The 15,264-nt window shown below is 56.5% G+C and carries 14 protein-coding genes; 7 read left to right on the top strand and 7 right to left on the bottom strand.

The annotated features are described in order from the left end of the window. Positions 1-546 precede the first annotated feature (546 nt). The 6 genes from GKO01_RS14770 to GKO01_RS14795 form a co-directional block, all read right to left on the bottom strand. The gene (locus tag GKO01_RS14770; protein ID WP_099287681.1) at positions 547-1,809 is read right to left on the bottom strand and encodes an MFS transporter; all 1,263 of its coding nucleotides are present in this window, start codon (positions 1,807-1,809) and stop codon (positions 547-549) included. Beyond that, a complete protein-coding gene (locus GKO01_RS14775; protein ID WP_244901502.1) occupies positions 1,809-2,870 on the bottom strand; it encodes a DNA glycosylase AlkZ-like family protein in 1,062 nt (353 codons plus the stop codon). Before GKO01_RS14775 ends, GKO01_RS14770 begins: the two co-directional genes overlap by 1 nt. 103 nt (positions 2,871-2,973) lie before the next feature. Beyond that, positions 2,974-3,621, bottom strand: a complete 648-nt coding sequence (locus GKO01_RS16405) for a YncE family protein (RefSeq protein WP_244901503.1) — start codon at positions 3,619-3,621, stop codon at positions 2,974-2,976. 764 nt (positions 3,622-4,385) lie between these two features. Then, positions 4,386-7,562: a MobF family relaxase gene (gene mobF, locus GKO01_RS14785; RefSeq protein ID WP_099287683.1), complete on the bottom strand. Its 3,177-nt coding sequence runs from the start codon at positions 7,560-7,562 to the stop codon at positions 4,386-4,388. Further along, on the bottom strand, positions 7,559-7,909 hold the full coding sequence (locus tag GKO01_RS14790; RefSeq protein ID WP_099287684.1) for a hypothetical protein: 351 nt from the start codon (positions 7,907-7,909) through the stop codon (positions 7,559-7,561). Before GKO01_RS14790 ends, mobF begins: the two co-directional genes overlap by 4 nt. Positions 7,910-7,919: 10 nt before the next feature. Beyond that, entirely contained in the window at positions 7,920-8,687 is a 768-nt protein-coding gene (locus tag GKO01_RS14795; RefSeq protein WP_099287685.1) for a BRO-N domain-containing protein, read from the bottom strand. A 426-nt stretch (positions 8,688-9,113) separates the two neighbouring features. Here GKO01_RS14795 and GKO01_RS14800 point away from each other — a divergent pair, with 426 nt between their 5' ends. The 5 genes from GKO01_RS14800 to GKO01_RS14820 all read left to right on the top strand — a co-directional run bounded on the left by GKO01_RS14800 (position 9,114) and on the right by GKO01_RS14820 (position 12,567). Beyond that, on the top strand, positions 9,114-9,701 hold the full coding sequence (locus tag GKO01_RS14800; protein WP_244901504.1) for a hypothetical protein: 588 nt from the start codon (positions 9,114-9,116) through the stop codon (positions 9,699-9,701). 112 nt (positions 9,702-9,813) lie between these two features. Beyond that, on the top strand, positions 9,814-10,656 hold the full coding sequence (locus GKO01_RS14805; RefSeq protein ID WP_062027993.1) for a P-loop NTPase family protein: 843 nt from the start codon (positions 9,814-9,816) through the stop codon (positions 10,654-10,656). Further along, on the top strand, positions 10,656-11,222 hold the full coding sequence (locus GKO01_RS14810; RefSeq protein WP_099287686.1) for a hypothetical protein: 567 nt from the start codon (positions 10,656-10,658) through the stop codon (positions 11,220-11,222). The genes GKO01_RS14805 and GKO01_RS14810 overlap by 1 nt, the downstream gene beginning before the upstream one ends. 110 nt (positions 11,223-11,332) lie before the next feature. Continuing rightward, on the top strand, positions 11,333-12,136 hold the full coding sequence (locus tag GKO01_RS14815) for a hypothetical protein (RefSeq protein WP_099287687.1): 804 nt from the start codon (positions 11,333-11,335) through the stop codon (positions 12,134-12,136). Between the two features lie 35 nt (positions 12,137-12,171). After that, positions 12,172-12,567 carry a hypothetical protein gene (locus GKO01_RS14820; protein WP_099287688.1) on the top strand — a complete coding sequence of 132 codons (396 nt, stop codon included), beginning with the start codon at positions 12,172-12,174 and terminating at the stop codon, positions 12,565-12,567. Between the two features lie 84 nt (positions 12,568-12,651). Here GKO01_RS14820 and GKO01_RS16410 read toward each other — a convergent pair whose 3' ends face one another. After that, entirely contained in the window at positions 12,652-12,930 is a 279-nt protein-coding gene (locus GKO01_RS16410; RefSeq protein ID WP_244901505.1) for a hypothetical protein, read from the bottom strand. A gap of 126 nt (positions 12,931-13,056) precedes the next feature. Between GKO01_RS16410 and GKO01_RS16415 the strand changes: the two genes are divergently transcribed. Next, positions 13,057-13,272 (top strand): antitoxin VbhA family protein, encoded by a 216-nt coding sequence (locus GKO01_RS16415; RefSeq protein WP_063905511.1) that lies wholly within the window; start codon positions 13,057-13,059, stop codon positions 13,270-13,272. A gap of 7 nt (positions 13,273-13,279) precedes the next feature. Then, positions 13,280-14,755, top strand: coding sequence for a Fic/DOC family protein (locus GKO01_RS14830; protein WP_099287690.1), 1,476 nt, complete (start codon positions 13,280-13,282; stop codon positions 14,753-14,755). Positions 14,756-15,264 lie beyond the last annotated feature (509 nt).

Below are 15,264 nucleotides of genomic sequence, written 5' to 3' on the forward strand. Positions count from 1 at the left end.
AAATCACCCAAGGGAAATATAAACTGGTGATCAGGGAAACTCGATGGGAGGAGTGAAAGTATTTTAGAAAGTCTATCCATAGCTAGTTCTCTCCCCAGAGCGCCACACACGGTAGCCTGTGGTTGATCGCTTTGCTTTTCGAAATAGACAGGGCTTCAGTGAAATCAGGCGCCGTAAAGGTCATTGTCATGGCCCCAAGCGCTGCAACCGCAACCCTGGTAGCGTTCCCTACGGGCCTCTGGGTAAGATTATGGTCTGAAGAGCCACCCCGCATACTTATCAAGCATACCAGAGGTATTCGATAGGCGACTGCAAGAGATCCTAAGCAGTTGAGAGAATTAAGTAGACCTGAAGATTGCATTAATACAATCGGAAGAACCCCACCAAGTGCTAGACCGCACCCAGTAGCGATTGCCTCCTCTTCGCGAGAAGCCAAAATTAAGGTTTCGCAGGCTCTTTCGTCGAACACCTTTTTAAACCGCGAACACGGTACGTAAGTTACCGCACGGAACCCATTACGAGTAATTGCTATGTTAAGAGAGTGCTTCATCTTGCGGCCTCTGCATCATGCACTGATCTCAAACCAACCCACGGAGCAACCACACAAAGAAAGAAAGCAACCAATGCCAACAACAATAATAATATATTTATAGGTATCTCTCTTATAAACGAACCTACTACAGCAGTAGAACACCCACTCCCAATATTGAATGCGGCGCCGAGAGACGCATTCAGCTCAGTATGAAATTCCTCACTATAAAGAGCTGACACTAGCATGTAAGAAGAAATAAAGACTGGCGTCATGCCATAACCAAACATAATTGCTGATAATATTTCAGTAAGCATATTATCGGAAATAGAAAACAAGAACAAAGAAATGGCTAATGGTACTCCATAATATATTAGCTTTTTACGTTCGTCGTCTTTGTACGGAGACAGGCGATCTCCACATGATGCCGAAATTGCCCCTGAGAGAGATATTACACCAAGAATAACACCTGAAATCGCCTGACTCTTCGTATAGGAAGAAGCCCATGCAGGCAAAACGATCGTAAGAGTACCAATGCTAATTCCTATTCCCAGTGATGGGAGCAGTAACCCAACACTTTTCAAAGAGAAATATAGCCGAAAGGAGTTTATGCCACGACTTCTGCAGCCCTCTTTCTGCTTGGTTTGGGATTGTTTCCGATCAATCGAAAACAATTTTCTTGCATCTGAGTTCTTACCGACCTGAACGACAATATAACTACCTATAAAGCCAGCCATGGATCCCAGAGGAACTCCCCATTGAGGCCCGATTGAAACCCATATTATCGAGGTTAATATTGGCGTCAGTGCGAATACAGCTTCCTCCATCACAGAATCTATTGAATGCAAAAATTTTTTTTCGCTTGGGGAGCCTGATATTTGATTCCACGCTGATCGTACCACCGCCCCAGTAGGCGGAGCAGAAATTGCCCCTAATGCAACAAATAAAAACGCAAGAATATTACTATGAATATAAAATGAAGAAGCAATGCAGAGGCAAAATGATATGCTACTAACAATTGCCATGGATACAATTATAACATCAGGGGCGTATTTCTGTATTATCCTTGATTTAACCGGCCCTGATAATGATACTGCAATCATAAATATTGTTGACGAAAAACCCGCTGAAGCGAAGTCGTTTTTTGACGCGAAATAGGTTATAAGCCCAAAGGGTATCATGCCTGCGGCTATGCGCGACGCACACATTGCCGCAAGAATTGAGACGACACCTCGTTTGCGTAGAACCGACATACGACCCAATCTTTGCGCAGAGGTCATCAATCACGCTCCATAATCACATGGCTGCACGATGCCCAGGTCGACAATTTCCGTAGCAGCAGTTCAATTTCGTCAGGGGAGATTGCGTCATCGAATTCTTGAGCTTCAATTAAAAGCGTTTCACCCGATTTCCGAGGCGCTACTCGACCGACTATTCTGTGCCCTTTTAAGACCGGCATTCCAAAGTAGCCGAATTTTCGTTTTAATTTAGGCTTATAGCTCTCCAAAATATAATCTCGTTGAAAGAGATTTTTCTGACGTCCTCTTGACCATACAAGTGAGTCGAGGGGAGAAATAGCTACGATACTTTCGTCAGAAAAGGACATTTCTACATCCTTTGCGAGGTACCAGTTTTCTGTTGATCCCTCTACAATTACTCTTTCATATTCACTTTCTATTAGAATTTTACGAGTTTCTGGCAGGCTAATCTTAAAATATTCCGCGACGTCTCGATCTGTTGCTATACCAAGTGCGCGCAACGACAAATCAACCACATACCTCAAACCGAGATCATCGCAGTGGCGGGAACTTCTTATTGGATAAGGTATGCTTTCAGTAGGAAGACTATATATGCGTTGCCAGCGGCTATTGCGGCTCGTGCATACAAGGTCGCCTACGCTGAGCAGCCACTCGCATGCCCAACGTGTCCCCGAAGCTCTATTCCAGCCTTTGCCAACACTCGGCTCCAGTTCGGTCATTGTCTTCGGCCCTTCAGCCGAGATCACCTTCAGTACGCTCTTGCAGACAAGCATATCCACTTCGGGACCAATGAAGCCTGTGGCCCTTAGCCTTCTGCGGCGCCACTCCATATGAGGCCAAAGCGACATTGGCATAAGTGAATGAGCGTGCCCCCATGTCTCGAAGTGCTCGGTGCTGGCGCCATTTTCATCACACGATATTCCTCGGCTCAAGAAAACCAGCTCATGAGATCTGCGAACCGCCCGAATAGCATCTATTTGAATGCATCCGAGTTTTTCTAAAACCGCTTGTGAACTTGCCTCTTGGTCACGAGAGCGCGAAAATAATTGTGCAGAAACGGCTATTTTCTGCGCTTCCGACAACGAGAAAGACCGTATACTTTGGTGACTCACTAAAGAAATTCCGAATTATTTCATAATTCACACTGGAGAAGTATAATACTACCTCTCCAGTGTTCGCTCTATTCTAAGCTAGAACGAGTTTGTCAACTTTACTTTCTTCATGAATTCGTCGTTCAACCTTCGTGGGGTCGAAGGTCGAAACACTGCACGGACCGAAACCGACGCGAACGCTTTCAAGTGGAATTTCAGCGGCAGGATCGTCCAGATTTGCTCCACTGAGCCGGACTATCGTGACAGCATGCGATGCAAAATCTTCGATACTGTTGTACTCAAAGAATGGAGGGCGAGCAAATAATGCGACGAACGCAATATCTGTTTCGTCAACCGTTACTCCCCGCGGCCCAGGACCAACCTTGATATACTTGGTGACCTCAAGGCTATCGAGGTTTATCACAGCCATCGAGTTATCACGTTCAAGCGTGACAAGCGCATGCTTACTGTCGTTTGTGAACGCTACCGCACGTGCTCCGCTGGCCCGCAGAGAAACATTCTCGACAACTTCGTCCTTGTCGAGGTCAACAACGGGCACGAACCGTGGGGTATTGCACGCGACCAAGGCAATATTTCGCGTCTTATCGACATTGAGGCTATACGGGAAGGTATCTTCCCCAATTGTAATTTTCTTCAGCAACTTGACTGAATCAATGTCGCCCGCATCCAAGCCTGAAACATCTATTTTTGCGAGCGCACCTTCCCCCCCAGAGACAGACATATGCATTGCCACCTGCAACAATCATGTGGCGGGGATCTCGTCCCACCTCAAGTTCAAGCACTTCACGTCGCTCGTTGAGGTCGACAACAGAAATCGTGTCTGAACCCGAATTGGAAACAAGAAGATACTTATTGTTTCCAACAAGGTGAAGGCCGCGCGGCCCAGATCCTACCTCGATGCGTCCGACCTCTTTATGCGTCAACGCATCAATTTCTGAAATAGTATTGGTGCTGGTATTCGAAACAAAGCCCCGTCCATCAGGAGTGAATTTAACACTTCCACGGGGTGCATTTCCAACCCGAATCTGCGCGACGCGTTCGAACTTGCCATTTTGGTTCCTGATTACTGTAAGCAACCCGGAATCAGTGTCAGTTGAATAGACATCCATAGCCTTTATTCCTCCGTAGATTATTTACAGGAAGACATTTACTATTCGCTGATTTTGGTTAGGAAGATTATTCTATAAGGTTATTTCTCTCCCTGCCCAAGGTTACTATCCGCGACGCGGAAAAGAATTTACAACAAAAAATTTCATGATCACGGAAGAGTGAATGCGAAATTTTCGCTTCATGCCGCCAGACCAATGTTTGATTGCCTTTCGTCAATCGTGTATCGGCACACTGCAAACGAATGTACAGACGCGTTTTTGAAGCAAGGTACCGCAACTGTTTGCCGTCCAGAGCAGGTAGAACTCGGTACCGTTGAGAGGTGGGACCTACTGGAAATGCGCCAGCCAGCGTTCCTGTCTCTCTCCCATTCTTGTCCTACACGGGGGGCGACGAATGCATCGAAACCCTTTCAATTCGATCAACACGCAAATCGCGCTCTTGTTGTGACATCGCAACCCGATGATTGGTAATCATCTTCTCGATTTTCTGATCCAACTCTTTGAGCCTCGGCGCAGCGGACTTCTCCACAGTGATTGCCTGCACGCGGCTGGCAACCTCACGTCCGTAATCTCGGCCTTCCTGCGCCATTTCCTCCTGCATCTTACCAAGGCAAATCAACTCCTGAACGTGCTTCTCCCGTTCCTCCTGCGAGGTGAACGGCAGATCCATGCCAAGCGCCTTATAAGGCTTGTTGGACATACCCTTGGCCACATGGTTCCACAGATCGTCACTGGTGATCTCGGTCGTGTCGCCTAGCGCCCGGCCATTACGCACGGCCTCAAACGTCGCGCCGTCTGAGATCATGGTCCAGGTCGTGCCCTTGGCCCGGCTTTCTGCCACGTAGGATGTAAACCCGGTTGCCGTCGCCACGCCTCGCGGAAGGGCGTTGATATGTTCGTCCGACGTGAGGCCTTGGGCCGCATCAATGGTCATGGCATGGCCGAAACCAAGCAGGATCCGGCCGGTCTTGTGGTCCTTCAGCCGACGCCACTCAACATCTGCCTCCCGACCATCCTTCATCCGGACGCGCAGGCCGTCCTTGCCGTGCGAGACAACCTCTACGACATCGCCGTTGTTGCCAACGGTGGTCCCCTTCCCTTCGACCGCCCCCCAGGTGCGCCGGAACAGGCGCAACCTGTCTCCGGCCGCGACCTGAAGCTCATAGGCCTCGCCGCGCTGATCTACCGCCTCGAGCTTGACCTCATCGCGGGAGATCTCCCCACGCTCCTGCAGGATCCTGCGCACGGCGCGGCTGAGATCGGCCGCGTCCTGATTGGTCAGGGCCGACATGCTGATACCACGCGTTGAACCGGACGCGGCCAGAGCGTCGCGGCGTGTGACATACAGCTCGGCAATCTGTTGCAGCACTTCGTCCTGATCGCCGCCGACCAATCGGATCGTGCCATCCTCACGCTTCATGTCGATCGCACGGCGCACCTCTTCCAGGTGAAAGGCGTTGCGGGGATCGTCCGAGTTTTCCTCGTCCCGGTTGGCATAAGCTGCCTTCCCTTTGGCTCGAAGCGCTTCCAGCGCATCCGCACTCGGCTTCTCGCCACGGAACAGTCCGGCAATCTCACGATTGCGGGCGGTCGTCTGGCGGACCGTGGAGAGCAGCTCCGGCATATCCTCCTTGGCCAGAACCCTGCGCAGGATCTCGACGGTATCACCGGCCTCAATGGACTGTGCCTGCTCCCGATCACCCAAGGCCTTGATGGTACAGCCGCTCGCGCGTTGCAGCTCCAGAAGCTGAAGCATCTGGCGCGGTGCGATCTGCCCGACCTCGTCAATGACCAGCACCGTGTTCTCGTCCACCGTCTGCTCGCCTTTCTCCAGGCGGCTCAGGAACGGCATCATGGCGTAGCGCTGATGAATGCCGGCATCGCCAAGCGCATCGGCCTGACGCCAGGCCGTCGCAAGGCCGATCATCTCACGGCCCTTCTCCGAAAACCGGGTATCGCGCTTCCAGGCATCCACAAGCGGCTGAAGCAGCGTTGTCTTACCAGAGCCGGCAACGCCCGTGAGCATCGAGATCTTTCCGGCCTTCCCCAGGGCATAGATTGCCGCCTTCTGGGATTGGCCGTGCTCGTTGTCAAAATCGAGGTCGCAGCGCTCGATGGCCTCTGTGAGTTGGGCATCCGAAAGGGAAGCGCTGCGATCCGCTGAGGCCCGCACGGCTTCTTTGGCGAGCGTCTCCTCAACGCGGATCTGGGCCGTGTTGGTGACGCGGACCCGATCATTCTTCACACAGGACACGAGGCTGACCTGCTCGCCCCGGACCTCAAGGCCCTTGTCCTCGATCAGTTTGACGACCTGGTCAATGTCCTCAATGCCACCTGAGATCCCCGCACCGATGAGGCCGCGTGCCGCGTACATCCGCAGTTTGTCGTGATCGAGCACGGCAGCCGTCTCGAACTCCTTGCCAAGGTGCTTGGCCGCAAACGCATAGGCCTGCTCGTGTCGCTCGGCGACCGTGAGCGCAGGAGCCTCGGCTGTATCGAGAACGCTGTGATGCTCCCACCCGATCTCGGCGGCGCGCTCGCGCCAGGCCTGTACGTCGTCGGCGGACTCATTCTTCTTCTGCCGGTGCGCCAGACTGGCGGCTTTGAGCATCTTGTTCTTCAGCTCGGCCGTCATGGCGTTCCAGTCGTGACCTTCCTTCTCGGCATAGGCTCGCGCGGCCCGCGTCACCTCGGCCGTGCGGCTGGAGAAAGCGTCACAGGCCTCTTGCGGGACGGCGGAAATAACAGTCGCCTGCTCCTTGGCATCGTAGGACTGCGCAATCCCGAGTTTGCGAAGCTCATCCGCCAGCTCCGCCTGGAAGAAGGCTCCGAACTCATGGACACGGGACCGCAGGCGCTTCGTGTCCAGAGAACCCACATGGCCGCTGTCGGTGACAACGACATTGTAGAGCGAATTATGGATGTGCATCTGCGGATCGCCCCCGGTCGGAGCCTCGCGCAGATAGGTCGTGTCGGTCTCGGCATCATGCAGGGTCAGGGTCGGGCGCGACGTGCGGTGACGGTAGGACGTCCAGGCGACTTCCCCGGCCTCTTCTCCGTCTTCCCCACCATGGCCGCGTCGGGCAAAGCCCAGCTCACGGGCCACATACTGCATGGTCGCGTCGTTGGCCCGCTGCACTGCGTTCCAGATCGCGGCTCCTTCGGCCTGTGTTGGCGCAAACTCGGCAGCCAGAGTGACCGATTTGTGCGGGGCCATGGTCAGGTCGTAGGCGCTGATCTTCCGCTTGGCCTGAGACCATTGCTCGCCATTGTCGGCGCGCTTGCCTTCGAACAGGGCCGCAAGTGTTTCGGTCGTGGGCATGGCTCGCCGATCCACGCCGAGCACGTCCGCCATCTTCTGGCTCATGCCCGGATTGAAGGAGGCCCGGCCATCCCGGCCGAGGTAGTAGTTCGTCAGGCGCTGACCGTCGCCGTCAGGCACCTTGCCGGTGTCCGTGCGGAAATCGTGCTCCGGATCCGGCGCGCCCTCGGTGAAGTAGGCGGCCACGAACCGGCCGTTGCACTCCGCCGAGATCTTGCGGAAGGTCATCATGACGGGCGGCCGTCCTCTGCTTTCGGGCGAACCTTGCGGCCTTCAAGCAGATCGTTGTTGCGGGCGGTCGTATGGTCGATGCGCCTGATGACCGGCTCCTGATCCTTCATCAGCTCGACCAGGCGCGCGAGAATATCATCCAGTGTCGGGCTGTCCCCTTTCTCCGAGGGGGTCAGAAGCTCAATCAGGATACTCAGCTTTTCGCTGATGAACCGGATCTCTTCTCCCTGCTCGTCAGAGCGGGTGAGGAGATGCTGAAGAAGCTCCCGATCCGAAACATCGGTCTCGGGAGCGCGGTCGGGGGTCTGGGTCTGATCTGTCATGCGGGCAGGATAGAAAGCCCTCATGCGACTGAGATCATTTCGTCAAAGCGTCAGGCCGTTCCCTCTCCTTCTGTGCGGTGGTTGCTGCCTGCATGACCCATTGCGCCAGTCGAGTGCTCAGAGAGATGGCCTGATCAAGCTGTTGGCCGCAGGAATTTTCGGTCACAGCCTTGTTCATGATGACGTCCTCGGTTCGGAAGTTCCGCCACAGGGATCCGACCAGTTGGGCAGAACTCACCAACGCCTGCACATCGGCCTGATCAACCTCGACAAGGATTTCGTCCAGATCACGGGCTTCAACATGCAAAGGCCGGTCCGGCAGACTCAGAACCATATACCGGCCCGGTAGGCGACGCATTTCCTGAAGGCGCGTAAGGTCAGCGGGGTCCACTGATTGACCTCCCGCAATCGCCAGTTCCACTCCTGGCCGAGAATAAAATCCATTTCGCCTGATGCTCGGGAGAACTTCTTTGGTAATCCAGCGACGAAAGGCGACCGCTAGCGGAAGCTGTGACTTGATCAGGAAGTGATAGAGACCGCTCTCGCTAACAACGATCTGATTTTGAATCCTACCTGAGGATGGTAGCGCGATCGTCCGCTTTTCGTCGTCATCAAGCCCACGAGCTGCAACGGCAGGCGAGCTGTGTGCGATAGCTTCACACACCTCCATCATCCGAAACCAGACTTCGCCATCTTTTACGAAAGTCTGAAGAGTTGTGTCGTTGAAACGGAACTGCGCGGCTTCGACGTAGTCCACATCAGCGACGAGGGGGGGCGATATAGCTTTCTGCTTTCTTGGCACGTCAGGCTCCTGCTGAGGGGTTCTGCCTCCCGATGAGACGGACTGGTGTTCCCCTTTCGAAAGCCATGATGACCGCTTGATCTGCGACTGCACCGAGAGACCGAAGCGCCGCTTTCAAACGAGGGTAGGTCTATCAGATTGATACACCTACCCCTCTTCTTTTTCCCTGCGCGGCGAAGCCGTCCGCACCAACGGTGCAATGGTCTATGAAGAAGCTCTTTTCTATGCCGTACTTACGCCGTGTCTTTGCCGTGCTTACGCCGTAGCAACGCCGTGAACGCGCCGTGGTGCCGCCGTAACGACGCCGGACTTGCGCCGCGAAAACGCCGTGTGTATAGCTCCAGACGGCTGTATTGGGCTCTCAGACCACGTCACGCAGAGGCCGTCAGTCCCGCGCTGTGTCCAAAACGGACACACTTCGAGGAGATGCCCGTGACAAATCCACTCCACGACCTGAAGACTTCCCGGAATGGAAAACGGGCACTGCGGGAACGGGCGAGCCCACTCTACAGGTGGCTGCGCACGAACATGGCCGAGGTCTCCGACCTTCGTGAAACCGGGGTCGCAACATGGAAAGACATTCTCGGCGCCGCGCGTCTCGCGGGCCTAAATGTCGAGGTCAGTCAGCGGATGGCGAACGTCATCAGCAAACAGTGGTACCGTCTTCAGAATGAGGCTCAGGGGCTCCCGGTGGATGCCAAGTCAGACACCTCGGCAGTGAGGCCAGAGAGGATTTTGCCTCCGAGCAAAATTGATCCCGACTGGCGTCCGGACGAAATTGAGGCTCACTGGGCCGAACGCGAGGAGCCTGTTTCAGTGAGGCCGAATGAACCGAGCGGCCCCGAAGAAACAACGGGGGAGGCGCTGGTGCCAGGTCATCCGATCCGGACGACACCTCCCGTCGCGATCGAAGACAATGAGAAAATTCCGCAGCACAGCAGAGACTCATTGAAGCGCCTGCGCGAAAAGATCCGCGCCCGCAAAGAGGAAAAGTACCGTCTGACGCCAGACTGATTTTCTTCCCCGCGCGCATCTCAGTCGCAGATCAAGCAGTCATCATGGCTTTCGAAAGAGGAACACCAGTCCGTCTCATCGGGAGGCGGACCCCCTCAACAGGAGCCTGACTGTGACCAAGGACGCTGACGTCAAAGCCACCCCGTCTGCACCGGCCCCCAAGGCCACTGCCAAGAAAAAGCCCGTTATTTTCACAATCATCGGTCGTCAGCGGGTAGGCAAAACCACCCTGCTCAATGCTCTCGCACAGACCGTTCATGACCAGGGCGGAACGCCGGAGATCTGGAACACCGATCTCCTGAACCGGTCACACTCAATCTCGAATTTTCATGACGCGGATAGTCCGGCCGCAGGCGACACAAAGCGCCAGAGAAAATGGCTCGAAGAGAAGATCCAGTCTCTCATGGAAAGTCGCCATGACGCCATTCTCGACATTGGCGGCGGATGGACAGCCCTGCACGAGCTGATCAACACGGAATCCCTAAGCCGCGCGCTCGACATGATGGGGATTACGCTGTCGGTCGTCTTTCTGATCGGGCATGAGCGGGCTGATCTGGACTACCTGGAAGATCTCCAGAAAAAGAAGAAGTTCTCTCCGCGCAATTCTGCGATCATCATTAATGAAGGCCTCATCCCTCCTTCACTGGACGTGGATGACGTTGTGGATGTCGTTTCCCACCATCCAGCCGTTGAAGAGGCGATGGAGAACGGCGCGGACATCTTCATGTATCCGGCCGCCGAGCCCATGAAGGACGTATGCGACCGGGCCATGACCTTCTCGGCCTATGCCGCAGGCGAACAGAAGGACGGCTTCCCGACCAGCTCCATCTTTGATCGACTGGCCATGGACCGCTGGTACCGTCGCGATTTCCCTGCATTTCTTCAGGAACTCGGTGCCAGCCGTCTGCCGAATATGCCTAAGGGCCTCCCTGTTCCGGCCGAAAGTGACGTGTAATGTCTGACGGCCTTACCCAGAGGATTTCCGACTGTCAGGCCAGATTTGAAAGCTCACTGGATGCGCTCCGTGAGCAGACGCATCGGTGGACGCTTCGGCCGCGTTCACCTGAGGCCAAGGTTCTGGATGGCCTCATGATCCTGATGGAGATGAACAATCTTCATCAGGCCCTCCTCCTCAAGGATCGTGAACATTCCGAAGCAGCGCACAGAGCGCTGTTTCAGGAGGCCGAGAAGCGGATGGAGCAGTGTGTCGCGAAGTGTGAAAGCCTGCTGGATCAATGCACACGCTCGGCAACGGAAGAGGTGATTGAGGTGAGGCGTGCTCTTCATGAAGGCGTGGCAGCCTCTCGCCAGCTTCAGAAGATTGACGAAAAGACCGTCAAGGCAAAGGTCGCGGAAGTCCTTGGAACGGTCAAAGGCGAAATCGCCGAGAGCATGAAGGCCCAGATCGTGATGGCGGGCACTCGTGTTCGACGGGACGAAATCAGCAAGCGGGCCGGATGGTTCGCCACCATGATCGTCGGGGGAACCGTCTTCGGAGTTATCCTCGATCACCTGATTTAGGTGTGTCCGAAACGGACACACCGCCTTGCGCCATCAGGGCAGCGTTTCAAACGGCCCTCAAAGTCGCAGATGACAGGCGGATACTGAGCACCCCAACACAGGAGTGCTCAATGCCGCCCCCCGTCAAACAATCCTTTCTGATCACAGGTCTGGCCCTCTCGGCTGGACTTGGCCTCAGCGGTTCGTGCCAGGCGCAGTCGATCGAAGTGCCTAACGGCCTGCCGGAAGTCCCGCATGTCGTCTATCCGGAAGTCGGCCTGCCGAACTTCACGGTCCCAGCCGGAACCGTCCAGCAGATCGGCGGAGACGGCAAGGTCATCCAGACCACTCAGCCCGTTTCGACCGGATCGGATTCATTGCAAACGCTCTACAGCCGCGCATGGGGCTATCAGGCCGCTGACAATGCTTCTTCCCTTGGCGTGAACCCGGCTGCTTTGGCCGCGACGTGTCAGGTGGAGTCCGGCTGTCAGAATGTCTATACGGCCACCGGATCAGGCCACACCATCACAGGCGCGTTCCAGATGGCAAATGGCACATACACAGAGGAGATGAAGAAGGCGCTCGCATCCAATCCAGGACTTGCCAGTACCATCACATCAGGCACAGCAGGTCAGCAGGATCCAGCCACACAGGCTGTTGCCGCCGCCCAATACATGAAGGAAGAAGCGACCACCTTGCAGGCGCAGGGGATCAGCAATCCAACGGCGCTGGACACGAGAGCTATGTATAATTTCGGTAGTCATGCGGGAGCTCAAGTTGCACAAGCCGATGACAGCGCCCTGATGTCGGACTTCATTTCCTCTACTGCCATGAGCAATAATAACATCTCATCAGGAACGACAGTCGGCGAATGGCGGCAGAGCACTGCGAACAAGATGGGGACCGGTGCAAACGCTCCCGTACTCCAGAGTTAAATGACAGAAGACAGAGAACCGGATACCCAATCACCATGAAACATAAATTTCTCCTTCTGGCAGTTTTGACGGCGTCTTATTCCTTCAGTGCATCTGCATCGCCGAACAAGCCTGTCAGCCCCCTAGCGGGATATAAGTGCCTGACTCTCAACGCGACAGATGCGCAGATGATGGATCCGAACTTCTCCATTCCATTCCGCGAAAGCCCGTCCGATCAGGCTGCGGTGGTGGCGCCTGCAACCACCCTCGTCCCGGTGAACACTGCCGTCCAGCCCGTTAACGGATATTATCAGACGGTAAACCTCGCACGGAAGACCATGTGGATTTCGGCGAAGTGGTTACAGCCCTATGCCAATGTCCATCCGGGACGGACCTGCACGCCATACGTAATGACCAACGGAAGCGTAGGCTTTGTTTTCGCTAACCAATAAAGAGAGGCAGCCTCCGGGCTGCCTTTTTCATATTCCCTGAGCCTGGACGTGGAGACACCGGAACCCACCACGTCGCGGGCAATGTCACCCGGCTTTGCGGATCTCGGCAAGAATGGGATCGGCCTTTCTCTGCCGGGGACAGGGATAAGCCAGATGGGCCGCTTCCAGATCCAGAAGCCACACGGACAGATCAGCCGGAAGTGAGGACGTGCCGTCCAGGCAGCGCCGGAACTGGTTTCTGTGCATATCGCATTTTTCGGCGGCCTGACGCTCGGACCATCCGATCCGGAACAGGGCAAGAGACAGGCGCGGCCCGGTCAGATGCTTCGGGCGGCTATCGAGAGGGGAAAGGCTCTTCGTCATAAGAGCATCCTGCCGCCGCGTTCTGCGACTGAACGCAAAAAATCTCGCCTTGAAACACATCTTCAGAATGGCCTCGAACCACCGGAAAACCTTGCCATTCCGGGAAAAAACCGCTATTTTCTTCCTATGAGTTCAGCCAAAACCCTCTTCGCTCCGACGCCTTTTTCCGCTCTTTCGGATGAAGAGCGCGCGCGCCGCCAGGACGCGGTCGAGTGGACTCTCGCGGCCCAGAGACGGCAGGGCTACACGCATGATCCCCTTATCGAGGATGCCTGCCAGTCGTTCGTTGCGGGGCAGATCGACCTTGCTGAACTGGGGCGGAGACTGAATCCCGCCCTCTGACGTGTCGATGCCTCCCGTCCACGGTTACACCTACCCGAACGTCTCCGACGATCCGGACCAGACAGACGTCCTGCGGAACCGGCTCGGCCTTCGCCGCCATTCCGAACTTCACCCAGAAGAATACCGCCGCACCAGCCACAGGATTCTGGAAATCCGGATGGGTCTGGGGCCGTCCGGCTCTTTCGATGCCGACCACCTGAAGGCCATCCATCGGCATATCTTCCAGGACGTCTATGAGTGGGCCGGTCACATGCGCCATGAAAGGCCGGTCGTGGACGGGGCACGGGTCGAGCCGATCGGCTCCATGCGGAAAGGGTCAACAACCTTCCTGCCTGGTTCCCATATCGACATGGGGCTGACCGAGGCCTTCAAGCCGATCCGCGACCCGGACGTCCTGAAGACCTCCACGCCGGAGCAGTTCGCAGCCATCGCCGGAAAGGTTCTGAACGAACTCAATTACGTCCACCCGTTTCGGGAGGGCAACGGCAGAACACAGGAGGCGTTTGTCGCGGAACTCGGCCGACGCTACGGGCATAATGTGGACCTCTCCGTCATCACGAGAGCCCGCATGGTGTCCGCCTCCATCGCCGGCACGCAGGATCCAGACCATCCGACCATGGCGGCCCTGCTGACGGACGCCAGCTCGCCCGCCCGCACCCGCGCTCTGAAGGAGCTGATGCAGGACATGGGCTCCGGTCCTGCCGCAAGGCCGCTGGATGACCTCGTCATCCGCATGGCCGCGCCCGGGGAAACTGTCTCGGGGATCTTCAAAACACGGACCAGCCTCTCCGGTGCGTTCGAAACGCCTGACGGGATCGTGGCGGTGCCTGTCGCGGATCTGCGAAACGCTGTCCGAAAGGACGGCGGGTACACCGTCACCGTGCAGTCCGATTTTTTGACGGCCTCTGCTGCTCCGATGCTTCGGCCCGTGCCGCGTCCGGTCATCCCGGCTGTCTTCGGGCCTGCGGAGGAGAAGCGCGAAAGCGCGCTCTTGGCACGGGCGAAAGAGGACGGCCGCAAGGCCGCTGCCTCTCTTCATGCGTTCTGGTCGGCCCCGCCTTCCCTCGTCTGCCGCGACATCGAGACCGCCATCCGCCAGGAGGGCGGCGATGCAGCACAGGCCTTCAACGGCATGAAGGCCGGAGGCCGTCATGCGGCGCTTGGGGAGGCCATCAAACAGGAACTGCGGCATAATCCCGCTTTTGCGCGTGAGCTGGGCAAGGTCCAGAAGGACATGGCCGCTTATGGCGACAGTCGGGAAAAGGCCTTTGCGTTCGGCGCGGCTCACGGTCGGGAAACGGAAATCCTGACCGATCTGGCCGGAACGGATCGGGAGATCGCCCGCCACGCCAGCCGGACACCCACCTCTGAACCGGGCCGCTCGCTGAGTCAGACCCTGACCGGCCAGCCTGCCCTGACCGCCACGATAGACCCGACAAGCCGCCCGTCTCTTTCGTCTGCCCGCACACCCGGTCCCGGGTGATCGCCCCCGGTTTTCCTAGACCCATCCTGCCCGTGCGGCGAGCACACTGACGGCGACGAGAGAGGAATGGAGGTGGCGTTTTCCTGAGCCCATCCTGCCACCGGCCAAGACGGGCGACGGGACAGGCCGTCAAGCCCGGAGCGTCCTGAACAAGGGGGGCAGGTTTGCGGCTGATGCGGGGTCGCGTGCGGCCCTGCAGCAGACGCGGGCCTGACACCTGCCGCCGAGGGATGTGCAGTGGCTTTACGGACTGGCACGGCGACTGTCAGAGTGAATGCTGGATGCGAGGCCGCCTCCATGGAACATGCCTCCCCGGACGGTCCGCAGGACGGGCCGGGGAGGTTGAGGAGCCGTCTCACGAACCGATCCCCAGACCAGGACCGCCCGATATTGGAAAAGGATGCGGGCAAGCCGTTACCCGGAAGGGCCGAGACCCGAGGGCCAGACGCCCGGTTGAGGGCGGCTGGACGTCGGGGCTCGGTGGAGCTTGGCGACGCAGGAGCCTAGCG

This window comes from Gluconobacter kondonii (genome assembly GCF_002723995.1).
Lineage (GTDB): Bacteria > Pseudomonadota > Alphaproteobacteria > Acetobacterales > Acetobacteraceae > Gluconobacter > Gluconobacter kondonii.

Excerpts from the sequence above, each read along its gene's own strand:
- GKO01_RS14770 (WP_099287681.1), bottom strand. The coding sequence starts at position 1,809 with ATGACCTCTGCGCAAAGATTGGGTCGTATGTCGGTTCTACGCAAACGA.
- GKO01_RS16405 (WP_244901503.1), bottom strand. The coding sequence starts at position 3,621 with ATGTCTGTCTCTGGGGGGGAAGGTGCGCTCGCAAAAATAGATGTTTCA.
- mobF (WP_099287683.1), bottom strand. The coding sequence starts at position 7,562 with ATGATGACCTTCCGCAAGATCTCGGCGGAGTGCAACGGCCGGTTCGTG.
- GKO01_RS14790 (WP_099287684.1), bottom strand. The coding sequence starts at position 7,909 with ATGAGGGCTTTCTATCCTGCCCGCATGACAGATCAGACCCAGACCCCC.
- GKO01_RS14800 (WP_244901504.1), top strand. The coding sequence starts at position 9,114 with ATGCCCGTGACAAATCCACTCCACGACCTGAAGACTTCCCGGAATGGA.
- GKO01_RS14810 (WP_099287686.1), top strand. The coding sequence starts at position 10,656 with ATGTCTGACGGCCTTACCCAGAGGATTTCCGACTGTCAGGCCAGATTT.
- GKO01_RS14815 (WP_099287687.1), top strand. The coding sequence starts at position 11,333 with ATGCCGCCCCCCGTCAAACAATCCTTTCTGATCACAGGTCTGGCCCTC.
- GKO01_RS14820 (WP_099287688.1), top strand. The coding sequence starts at position 12,172 with ATGAAACATAAATTTCTCCTTCTGGCAGTTTTGACGGCGTCTTATTCC.
- GKO01_RS16410 (WP_244901505.1), bottom strand. The coding sequence starts at position 12,930 with ATGACGAAGAGCCTTTCCCCTCTCGATAGCCGCCCGAAGCATCTGACC.
- GKO01_RS16415 (WP_063905511.1), top strand. The coding sequence starts at position 13,057 with ATGAGTTCAGCCAAAACCCTCTTCGCTCCGACGCCTTTTTCCGCTCTT.
- GKO01_RS14830 (WP_099287690.1), top strand. The coding sequence starts at position 13,280 with ATGCCTCCCGTCCACGGTTACACCTACCCGAACGTCTCCGACGATCCG.